Below are 9,222 nucleotides of genomic sequence, written 5' to 3'. Positions count from 1 at the left end.
GCTGGCGGCCAGCCCGTCCTTGTAGTTCACGGTGGAGTAGGCGACCTCGACCAGCACGTCGTTGTCGGGCAGGTCGGCCAGCGTCAGCTGCTTGAAGCCGCCCTTCGGCTTGCCGTCGGCGTCCTCGATGAGGAACGCGGTGAAGCTGTCGGCCATGTCTCTCGGTCCTCCCGGTTGGCGCGGTGTTCAGGCAACTATGCCATGGCGCCGCCGCGCGGCAACCGGGGCGGACGAAAAACGCCGCCGGAGCGGGGCTCCGGCGGCGTTTCGTCGCGATCGGCAAGGACCCGATCAGAGACAGACCCGATCAGAAGGTCAGGCGGGCCTGCACGCCGATGATGTCGATCGAGTTCTCGTACTTGACGTTCAGGTTGCCGCGGCCGCGGTTGGTGCCGGTGCCGGTGTCGCGCAGGGCGACCTCGGCGTCGCGCACGAAGACGTGGCTGTAGGCGGCGTCGAGCTGCAGCCACTCGGTGACCTTGTAGCCGGCGCCGATGGAGAGCCAGTAGCGGTCCTGCTCCGGGATGCGCGGGGTGCGGTGCTCGGTCCCGACCGAACCCTGGTCGAAGGCGATGCCGCCGCGCACGGTCAGCGCGTCGGTCACCTTGTACGCGGTGCCCAGGGAGACGAACCAGGTGTCCTTCCAGCGCTCGTCGGTGATCGAGTTGGCCAGGGTCTGGAAGTCGACGTTCAGCTCGTAGAACTTCGACCAGTTGGTCCACTGCACGTCGCCCATGATCGACCAGCGGTCGGTCAGCTCGTGGTAGACGCCGAAGTTGGCGCTGTCCGGCGTGACCAGCTTCGCGGAGATCGACTGGTCGCGGAAGGTGGCCGCGGTCGCCGCCGGGCCGGAGAAATCGGCATCGCCCTTCAGCTTGTGCTTGACCGCCGAGCGGTAGGACAGGCCGACGCGGGTGCCCTTCATCGGCTCGTACATCAGGCCGGCGGTGGCGCCCAGGCCCCAGGCGTCGCCCTGCAGGTCGACGAGGGTGTCGAGCCGGCCGGCGAGCGCCGGGTTGGCCAGCAGGCCGGCGTCGATGGCGGACGACAGCTTCGCCTTGGCGTACTGGATCTGCAGGCCGGCGCCCAGCGTCAGCGTCGGGTGTACGCGGTAGGAGATGGTCGGCGTGAAGTTGTAGGTGCGCAGGTCGGAGCGGATGCCATGGTAGCGGCCGACCCAGTTGTCGCCGTAGTCGGTGACGAGGCCCCACGGGCCGTTCATCGACAGGCCGACGTTGAGGTCCGGCGTGACGGCGTAGCCGATGTAGCCCGAGGGCAGGACCGCGTCCTGCGCGATGTCGCCCGGCGAGGCGGTGCCGGAGATGCGCGAGCCGGTGACCCGGGTGGCGCTGGCCGACTCCACCCTGGAGGTCGGAATGATGCCGGTGACGGTCTGCACGAATTCGAAGTTCTTCACCATGCCCAGCGCGGCGGGGTTGAAGAACATGGCGCTGAGGTCGCCGTTGCCGCCCGCGGTGACGCCGGCGAACGAGGTGCCCTGGCCTGAGACGCTCTGCTCTTTCAGCGCGTAGCCGGCAGCGTGGGCCGACAGCGGCGCGGCGATGGCGGCCGCCGCGGTGGCGGCCAGAAGATACGTCTTGAGCGGCGTCTTGAGCATGCGTTTCTCCCCTGTTCAACGCTTTGATCGTTGCGCGCACTTTCGCGGAAAGATGGGTTGACGTAAAGGGCAACCTACTTCCCATTAGGCGTTATTGGTCCGCTCGGCGGAAGGTTTGTGCCCAAGTGTGTCATTTTGGCAATGAACCGGCTCAGCAACCGTCAATTGCGAGCCCCGCCGGAGGGGGGAGGGCGGTGAACAAGCGCCGCGCGCGGTGCGTTATCGCCCCATGCACAGACGACTCGCCCTTTTTCTCGCCGCCCTGGCCATGCTGGCGGGGTGCGCGAGCTTCGACCCCGGGAACCCGATCAACGGGCGCTGGTCCGTGCAGGCGCCCATCGGGTCCGGCTTCACGCTGGGCACCTACACCTTCTACCGGGACAGCGCGGAGATCCTGGGCATCGACCAGGACGTCGATTACGTCATCGACGGCAACCGCGTGCAGGTCGTCCCGCGCGGTTTCGGCCCGACGCTGGACATCCGCCTGATCGACGCCAACACCGCGGAGCTGACGGTGCCGCTGACCGGCTCACGGGTGACCATGCGGCGGCTGCGGGAGCGTTCCGGATTCTAGCCGAACAGCCCGATCACCCACGCCAGCGCGTGCCGCACCGGGTGGTCGGCGTCGCTCCACACCAGCTTCGCGGTGATGGCGAGCGACGCGACCACCAGCATCGGCCGCACCAGCCGCGCGCCGTTGCGGATCACCATGTGCGCACCCAGCTGCGCGCCGGCGTAGGCGCCCACCGCCATGGTCAGGCCGATGCTCCACACGATGGAGCCGCCGGCCAGGAAGCCCAGCAGCGAGGCGATGTTGCTGGTGAAGTTCAGCACCTTGGTGTGCGCCGTCGCCTTGCGCAGGTTGAAGCCGGCCAGCGCCACGAAGGCCATGGTGAAGAAGGTGCCGGTGCCCGGCCCGAAGATGCCGTCGTAGAAGCCGATCCCCGTGCACACCAGCAGCGCGAAGGCGCCTTCGCCGAGGCGGCGGTGCGCATCGACGTCGCCGGCCTTCGGCGACAGCAGCAGGTAGAGCGCGATGCCCACCAGCAGGAAGGGGATGGCGTCCTGCAGAAAGCTGGCGTCCACCACCTGGAGCACCGCCGACCCGGCCAGCCCGCCGACGAGCGCGCAGGCGATCATGCCCTTCATGGCGCGCGGGTCCACCTCGCCGCCGCGGACGAAGCGCACGGTGGCGGAGAAGGAGCCGAAGCTGGACTGCAACTTGTTGGTGGCGATGGCGGCGGCCGGCGGCAGCCCGGCCCACAGCAGCGCCGGCACCGTCAGCAGCCCGCCGCCGCCGGCCATCGCATCGACGAAGCCGGCGATCAGGCTGACGCCGAACAGCGCCGCCAGGAGGTCGAGACCGATGTCCACGCCGTCAGCCCGCCAGCGCCCCGGCGATCGCCGCGTTGTAGGCCTTCACCGCGGCGCCGGGGCCCTCGGGGCAGTTCCACACGCCGCTGACCACCGCCAGGAAATCGGCGCCGGCCGCGACCAGCGGCCCGCAGTTCTCCGGCGTGATGCCGCCGATGGCGACGCAGGGGATCTCCATCATCTCCGCCCACCAGGCCAGCAGGTCGGGGGTGGCGTGGTACTCCGCGTCCTTGGTGGCGGTCGGGAAGAAGGCGCCGAAGGCGACGTAGTCGGCCCCGGCCTCGCCGGCCTCCATGGCGAGGTGCCGGCTGTCGTGGCAGGTGACGCCGACGATGGCGTCCTTGCCGACGATCTGCCGCGCCTTGGCGTAGGGCGTGTCCTTCTGGCCGACGTGCACGCCGTCGCAGCCCATCTCCTTGGCGAGCGCGGGATGGTCGTTGAGGATGAACGCCACGTCGCGCTGCTGCGCCACCGGGCGCAGGGCGTCGCAGGCGCGGCGGACCGCGTCGTCCGAGCAGTCCTTGAGGCGGAGCTGCACGCACGCCACGTCGCCGGCGTCCAGCGCTTCGGCCAGCTGAACGGCGAACGCCGCCGGCTCCAGGGCCGGCGGCGTCACCAGATACAGGCGGCAGCTTTGATCGGTCGGCTGGGCCACCTTTACTCCTTGCCCTGGTAGATCTTCATGATCCGGTCGAGCAGGGCCAGGGCCTCCTCGCGCGGACGCTGGAACGCGTTGCGGCCGATGATCGAGCCGTTGCCGCCGCCGTCGCGGATGGCGCGGGCGTCCTCGAACACCGCCTCCTCGCCCTTGGCGGCGCCGCCCGAGAACACCACGATGCGGCGGCCGTTGAAGGCGCACTGCATGATATGGCGCACGCGCTCGGCCTGGGTAGCGATCGGGATGTTCCTGGACTCGTAGACCTTCTTGGCCTCGGCCTGCTCGAGGTGCGCGCTGGGCAGCTTCACCTTGATGATGTGGGCGCCGAGCAGCGCCGCCATGTGGGCGGCGTAGCCGATGACGTCCATCGCCAGCTCGCCGTCCTTGGTGACGTCGCCGCCGCGCGGGTAGGACCAGATCACCGTGGCGATGCCGGCCGCCTTGGCCTCCGCCGACAGCTCGCGGATCTCCTCGTACTGGTCGTACATGGCGTCCGAGCCGGGGTAGATCGTGAAGCCGATGGCCGATGCGCCGATGCGCAGCGCGTCCTTGACCGAGGCGGTGACGGCCTGGTCGGCGCCTTCCTTCTGGCGCGACAGGCTGTTGGCGCTGTTCATCTTAAGGATCAGCGGGATCGAGCCGGCGAAGGTCGACGCACCGGCCTCCAGCGAGCCGAGCGGCGCCGCGTAGGCGTTGCAGCCCGCGTCGATGGCCAGCTGGTAATGATAGTGCGGATCGTAGCCCGGCGGGTTCGGCGCGAAGGACCGCGCCGGGCCGTGCTCGAAGCCCTGGTCGACGGGAAGGATCACCAGCTTGCCGGTGCCGCCCAGCTTGCCTTCCATCAGGATGCGGGCAAGGTTGGCCTTGACGCCGGGATTGTCGCTCTCGTAGTTCGCGAGGATCTCTTTGACGCGGCGGGTGAGCTTCATTGTGGCTCGTCTCCGTTGGTACAGATCGGAATTGGCGCCCTCATAGCCCAGCCCGTGCCGCTTTGCAACGGCGGGCGGGGGCGGAGAATCGGCCTATTCCGGGAAGGCGGCGTCGATGTCCCGCGCGCCGTGCAGCACGCGCACCACCTCGATCCCACCCTCGACCGCCCGGTAGAAAATGACGTAGCTGCCATGCGGGTGGCTGCGGAGGTTGGGCCGCAGGCGACCCTGGCTGCGGCCCATAGCAGGGTGCTCGGCGATCAAACGGCAGGTGTCGCGGAGGCCGACGATCAACCGGCGCGCGGCCCTCGGGCTATCGTTGCCGATGTAATCGGCGATCTCGGCAAGATCGATCTGGGCTCGCTGGGCGAATACGGCGCGCGGCACAGGTCAGTCCGCGTCCCGGTATTTGGCGAGCAGTTCATCGAAGACGATGTCGGAATCGATCACCCGCCCCGCCTCGATGTCGTCGATCCCTTCCTGGAGGTCGCGCAGCAGGGCCTCGCGCTTGGCCTCCAAGTCGTCCACCGGCTCGACGGTGACGCGGTAGGGCATGCCGGGGATGAGGTCGCTCTTCAGGCGCGCCTTGATGCTGTCGGGCAGGTCCTCCGCCCGCATCTCGACCGTGATCCTCTCCGGCATGGCGCGTTTGCTCTGGGTCATGGCTGCACTCTAGCAGAACGCGCGGGCGCGCGCACGGGTCCGCACGGGGAGGGCAGGGCGGTCAGCACCACGGCCCCGCGGTCCGCCGCCGCGGCCGCGAGCCGCTCCGCCACGTCCTGCGGCCCGGTGAACAGCACGTGCGTCGCCCCGGCGGCCAGCGCGCCCAGCGCCTCGCCCGCGCGGTCGCCGCAGTCGTGCACCACCACGCACCCGGCCCCCGGCACGGCGGCGCGCGCCGCCTCCGCCATGCGCAGGAGCCACAGCGCGCCGCCGCCCGGCGGGCCGACCAGCACCGCGGGAACGCCGAGCGCCGCGGCGGCTTCCAGCGCGGCGCGGGCATCTTCCAGGCCGTGCACGCGCACCGGCCGGCCGGCGCCGGAGAGGGGAGGGGAAACCCGGATCATGCCCGCGACCATACTTCGCACAAGAGAATTGAGGCAGGTCAAACCGTCGCACCCAAAGGAAGGGTATGGTCCCCGCACCGCTTCCCGAGGGACACGGCGATGATGGAGTACAAGGGCTACAAGGCCCAGATCGATTTCGACAGCGACGCCGGCATCTTCGTCGGCCAGGTCATCAACACGCGCGACGGCATCACCTTCTCCGGCCGCTCGGTGGATGAGCTGACGACCGCCTTCCACCGCGCGGTGGAGGATTACCTGGAGCTGTCCAGCGACATGGGCGGCAACGTCGAGCGGCCCTATTCCGGCAAGCTTTCGGTGCGCGTGAACCCCATGCTGCACCGGGCGATCGCCACCTGCGCCCAGCGCGAGGGCAAGACCATCGGCGCCTGGGTCGCCGACCGTTTGGGCGAGGCTGCGGGTGTCGTCCGCTGCTCGCGCACCAACTGCACGCGGGCCTGAAATCCCCTGTCCCCACCGTAAGCCGTCCAGTCTATATCCACCGGGCGGATGAAACCATCGCCCCGGCACGGCGTTCCAAGCGTGACCTCAACGACCGCGCTCCGGGACTCCAATGAAGGAAAGCGCCTCGCCGCTCATCCGCAAGCTGACCCTTCTGATGCCCCTGACCGAGGAGGAGCGCGCCACCCTGGCGCGCCTCGAATCGGTGGTGCGCCGGGTGCCCGCGCGCGCTGGGCTGTACGTCCAGGGCGAGCCGTACGGGCGGGTCTTCGTGGTGCGCGGGGGCTGGGCGATGCGCTCGCGCACGCTGTCGGACGGCCGGCGGCAGATCACCAACTTCGCCATCCCCGGCGACATCCTGGGCCTGTACGCCAACCTGCTGGAGGTCGCCGACCACTCCGCCGTGGCGCTGACCGACATGGAGGTGGCGGAGTTCGCGCCCGACGCCATCACCACGCTGTTCCGCGACCACCCGCGGCTGGCCGTGGCGTTCGCGTGGTGCGGCGCGCGGGAGGAGTCGATCCTGTCGGAGAAGGCCGCCTGCCTCGGCCGCCGCACCGCGGTGGAGCGCGTGGCGCACCTGCTGCTGGAACTGCTGCGCCGCCTCCAGGTGGTCCGGCTGGCGCAGGGCGACCGCTTCCTGCTGCCGGTCAGCCAGGAGGTGCTGGCCGACACGCTGGGCCTCAGCGTGGTTCACATCAACCGCACGCTGTCGCGCCTGCGCAGCGAGGGACTGATCGAGATGGACGGACAGACCCTCTACCTGAAGAGCGTCGAGGGGCTGGCGGAGACCGCCGACTTCGACGACCTCTACCTCTATTACCGCCGCATGCCGGTGCGCATGCAGCGCCAGCTCGCCGCCGAGTAGCCGGCCCTACAGCGGCACGGTCAGCGTGACGCTCAGCCCGTCCCCGCTGCTTACCTCGACGCTGCCGCCCATCTGGCGGGCCAGCGCGTGCACGATGGTCATGCCCAGCCGACGCTCGCCGTCATCGGCCGCCGGCGGCAGCCCGGGGCCGTCGTCGGCGACGGTGACCGCCAGCTGGCCGGGGGAGGGCTGCGCCACCCGCACCGCGATGCGGCCGGCCCGCCCGCCGTCGAAGGCGTGCTTGAAGCAGTTCACCACCAGCTCCGTCACCACCAGCCCGGTCGGGAAGGCCCGGTCGATATCCAGGCGCACCGGCTCCGCCTCCACGGTCAGCGCCACCGCCGCGGCGCCGTCGTAGAAGCGCGACAGGTTCCGCGCCAGCTGGCCGACGTAGGCGCCGATGTCCAGCGTCGTTTCCCCGGCGGTACGGTAGAGCAGCCGGTACACCTCGGCCAGCACGTCGATGCGCACCCGCAGATCGCGGAAGGCGTCGCGGATCTCGTCCGAACTGGAGCGCCGCGCCTGCATGTCGAGCAGGCTGAGGATGAACTGCAGGTTGTTCATCACGCGGTGCTGGAAGTCGCGCAGCAGCGTCGCCTCGCGCCCCGCCGGGTCGGGCGGCGCGTCGGTGGCGCCAACCGATGGCGTGGGCGGAACGGGGTCGTACGTCATCGAGGCCATGCTCCGCGGAGGGCGAAGCCTCGACCGTAGACACCGTGAGCCTATCCCGCATTAACCTGTGATAGGGTGACTCACAGAGCCGGCACCTCGTGCACATGCACCCGCTTCGCCGCGCACCGGTTCAGGATGCCGAGCGCGCACTGTTCCTGCTCGGGCGAATGCAGGTTGACCCACAACACGATGCCGCCGTGCCGCACCTGCTCGTGGATGGTGCCGACGTACCGCCGGTGCACGCTGCCGCGCAGGTACAGGCCGACCGCGCCGGTCAGCGCCGCCGCCACGGTGACGACGGCGATGGTGCCGGTGATGCCGACGCCCGACGCCGCCGCGACTCCCGCCGCGACCACGGCGCCCAGGTAGACGGCGCCGCCGATCAGCACGCCCTCCGCGTCGCCGACCGACGCTTTGGATATGAAGACGGTGCGCGGCACCTTGGGATTGTCCTCGATCTCCCGCGCGTCGGTGTAGGCGATGCCGAGCGTCCGGCAGCGCTCCCCGTCGGCGATGCTCAGGTCGGCCCGGTTGAAGCCGCATTGCTGCAGTTCGGCGACCGCGCCGTCCAGGCGATCGGGATCGTCGAACACCGCCACCGCTTCCCGCACGCGCCCTGCGGGAGCCGTGGAGCCGCTCATGTCCAGCGCCGCCATGACTGCCCTCCCTTTCGTTCCACAGTGTCCTGTCGGGACGCGCGCGCCTTCCCCGTCGCTCCCGCGATCGTGCATGGGCGCGACGTCAAGCGAGGCATGGCGTTTCTCGGTCTCTCACCACCTCTTCATGCCGTCATCCCCGCGAAGGCGAGGATCCAGTGCCCGCGTCCGCGAGCCTTATGAAGTCATGTCGCCGCTGACGCGGCTCTGTCCTGGATCCCCGCCTTCGCGGGGATGACGGCTGGGGCGGTGCTTTCGATGAACACCAGGCACTTGACGTGGCGTCCTTGTCGATTTCCGCGAATGAGGACGTCAGGGGCGGCCACCCCCATCAACCGTTCAGGTAGAGAGATTTAGTCGCGTGCACGCGTGGAACAGCCCGTACCCCCCAAAGAGAAAAGGCCGCCCCGAGGGGCGGCCTTTCCAGTCAGTCCGGGAAACGGGCTGGCGCTTACTTCGCGTTCACCATGGCGATGGCGGTGTCGCTCATGCGGTTCGAGAAGCCCCACTCGTTGTCGTACCAGGTCATGATGCGCACGAAGGTGCCGTCGATGACCTTGACCTCGTTCAGCGCGAAGATCGAGCTGGCCGGATCGTGGTTGAAGTCGCTCGACACCAGCGGCTCGTCGTAGCAGGCCAGGACGCCCTTCAGCGGGCCGGCGGCGGCCTCCTTGATGGCCTTCTGGATCTCCTCGGCCGAGGTGGCGCGCTTGGCGACGAACTTGAAGTCGACGACCGAGACGTTCGGCGTCGGCACGCGGATGGCGGTGCCGTCCAGCTTGCCCTTGAGCTCGGGGAGCACCTTGCCCACCGCCTTGGCCGCGCCGGTCGAGGTCGGGATCATGTTCAGGGCCGCCGCGCGGGCGCGGTGCAGGTCCTTGTGCATGGTGTCCACGACGCGCTGGTCGCCGGTGTAGGAGT

General features: G+C 69.6%; 12 protein-coding genes and 1 pseudogene. 3 read left to right on the top strand and 10 right to left on the bottom strand.

Annotated features, from left to right (window positions below; genetic code table 11):
• Positions 1 to 307: 307 nt before the first annotated feature.
• Positions 308 to 1,618, bottom strand: coding sequence for an OmpP1/FadL family transporter (locus ACRWK7_RS30100; RefSeq protein ID WP_431860706.1), 1,311 nt, complete (start codon positions 1,616 to 1,618; stop codon positions 308 to 310).
• A 229-nt stretch (positions 1,619 to 1,847) separates the two neighbouring features.
• On the opposite strand from ACRWK7_RS30100, the gene ACRWK7_RS30095 reads away from it, so the two are divergent.
• Entirely contained in the window at positions 1,848 to 2,192 is a 345-nt protein-coding gene (locus tag ACRWK7_RS30095) for a hypothetical protein (RefSeq protein ID WP_431860704.1), read from the top strand.
• On the opposite strand, the gene ACRWK7_RS30090 is transcribed toward ACRWK7_RS30095, so the two are convergent.
• The 6 genes from ACRWK7_RS30090 to ACRWK7_RS30065 form a co-directional block, all read right to left on the bottom strand.
• Entirely contained in the window at positions 2,189 to 2,992 is an 804-nt protein-coding gene (locus ACRWK7_RS30090) for a TSUP family transporter (RefSeq protein ID WP_431860702.1), read from the bottom strand. The two genes, ACRWK7_RS30095 and ACRWK7_RS30090, sit on opposite strands and share 4 nt — an antisense overlap.
• A gap of 4 nt (positions 2,993 to 2,996) precedes the next feature.
• Positions 2,997 to 3,647, bottom strand: a complete 651-nt coding sequence (gene thiE, locus ACRWK7_RS30085; RefSeq protein ID WP_431860700.1) for a thiamine phosphate synthase — start codon at positions 3,645 to 3,647, stop codon at positions 2,997 to 2,999.
• Positions 3,648 to 3,649: 2 nt separating this feature from the next.
• Positions 3,650 to 4,579: a class I fructose-bisphosphate aldolase gene (locus ACRWK7_RS30080; RefSeq protein WP_431860698.1), complete on the bottom strand. Its 930-nt coding sequence runs from the start codon at positions 4,577 to 4,579 to the stop codon at positions 3,650 to 3,652.
• A 93-nt stretch (positions 4,580 to 4,672) separates the two neighbouring features.
• The gene (locus ACRWK7_RS30075; RefSeq protein ID WP_431860697.1) at positions 4,673 to 4,966 is read right to left on the bottom strand and encodes a type II toxin-antitoxin system RelE/ParE family toxin; all 294 of its coding nucleotides are present in this window, start codon (positions 4,964 to 4,966) and stop codon (positions 4,673 to 4,675) included.
• 3 nt (positions 4,967 to 4,969) lie between these two features.
• Positions 4,970 to 5,242 carry a hypothetical protein gene (locus ACRWK7_RS30070; RefSeq protein WP_431860695.1) on the bottom strand — a complete coding sequence of 91 codons (273 nt, stop codon included), beginning with the start codon at positions 5,240 to 5,242 and terminating at the stop codon, positions 4,970 to 4,972.
• Positions 5,239 to 5,646, bottom strand: a complete 408-nt coding sequence (locus ACRWK7_RS30065; RefSeq protein ID WP_431860694.1) for a hypothetical protein — start codon at positions 5,644 to 5,646, stop codon at positions 5,239 to 5,241. Before ACRWK7_RS30065 ends, ACRWK7_RS30070 begins: the two co-directional genes overlap by 4 nt.
• Before the next feature lie 99 nt (positions 5,647 to 5,745).
• Here ACRWK7_RS30065 and ACRWK7_RS30060 point away from each other — a divergent pair, with 99 nt between their 5' ends.
• Both ACRWK7_RS30060 and ACRWK7_RS30055 read left to right on the top strand, forming a co-directional pair.
• Positions 5,746 to 6,105 (top strand): type II toxin-antitoxin system HicB family antitoxin, encoded by a 360-nt coding sequence (locus tag ACRWK7_RS30060; protein WP_431860692.1) that lies wholly within the window; start codon positions 5,746 to 5,748, stop codon positions 6,103 to 6,105.
• A 112-nt stretch (positions 6,106 to 6,217) separates the two neighbouring features.
• Entirely contained in the window at positions 6,218 to 6,973 is a 756-nt protein-coding gene (locus tag ACRWK7_RS30055) for a Crp/Fnr family transcriptional regulator (protein WP_431860690.1), read from the top strand.
• Between the two features lie 6 nt (positions 6,974 to 6,979).
• On the opposite strand, the gene ACRWK7_RS30050 is transcribed toward ACRWK7_RS30055, so the two are convergent.
• The 3 genes and pseudogenes from ACRWK7_RS30050 to ACRWK7_RS30040 form a co-directional block, all read right to left on the bottom strand.
• Positions 6,980 to 7,645 (bottom strand): sensor histidine kinase, encoded by a 666-nt coding sequence (locus ACRWK7_RS30050; protein ID WP_431860688.1) that lies wholly within the window; start codon positions 7,643 to 7,645, stop codon positions 6,980 to 6,982.
• An 80-nt stretch (positions 7,646 to 7,725) separates the two neighbouring features.
• Positions 7,726 to 8,301 (bottom strand): hypothetical protein, encoded by a 576-nt coding sequence (locus tag ACRWK7_RS30045; protein WP_431860686.1) that lies wholly within the window; start codon positions 8,299 to 8,301, stop codon positions 7,726 to 7,728.
• 451 nt (positions 8,302 to 8,752) lie between these two features.
• Positions 8,753 to 9,222, bottom strand: a pseudogene (locus tag ACRWK7_RS30040) (erythrose-4-phosphate dehydrogenase); the annotation flags it as partial.

Source organism: Azospirillum sp., from assembly GCF_050789165.1.
Note: the sequence above shows the minus strand (reverse complement) of the source record. Positions and strands in the feature narration are given on the sequence as shown.

Excerpts from the sequence above, each read along its gene's own strand:
- ACRWK7_RS30100 (WP_431860706.1), bottom strand. The coding sequence starts at position 1,618 with ATGCTCAAGACGCCGCTCAAGACGTATCTTCTGGCCGCCACCGCGGCG.
- ACRWK7_RS30095 (WP_431860704.1), top strand. The coding sequence starts at position 1,848 with ATGCACAGACGACTCGCCCTTTTTCTCGCCGCCCTGGCCATGCTGGCG.
- ACRWK7_RS30080 (WP_431860698.1), bottom strand. The coding sequence starts at position 4,579 with ATGAAGCTCACCCGCCGCGTCAAAGAGATCCTCGCGAACTACGAGAGC.
- ACRWK7_RS30070 (WP_431860695.1), bottom strand. The coding sequence starts at position 5,242 with ATGACCCAGAGCAAACGCGCCATGCCGGAGAGGATCACGGTCGAGATG.
- ACRWK7_RS30065 (WP_431860694.1), bottom strand. The coding sequence starts at position 5,646 with ATGATCCGGGTTTCCCCTCCCCTCTCCGGCGCCGGCCGGCCGGTGCGC.
- ACRWK7_RS30060 (WP_431860692.1), top strand. The coding sequence starts at position 5,746 with ATGATGGAGTACAAGGGCTACAAGGCCCAGATCGATTTCGACAGCGAC.
- ACRWK7_RS30055 (WP_431860690.1), top strand. The coding sequence starts at position 6,218 with ATGAAGGAAAGCGCCTCGCCGCTCATCCGCAAGCTGACCCTTCTGATG.
- ACRWK7_RS30050 (WP_431860688.1), bottom strand. The coding sequence starts at position 7,645 with ATGACGTACGACCCCGTTCCGCCCACGCCATCGGTTGGCGCCACCGAC.
- ACRWK7_RS30045 (WP_431860686.1), bottom strand. The coding sequence starts at position 8,301 with ATGGCGGCGCTGGACATGAGCGGCTCCACGGCTCCCGCAGGGCGCGTG.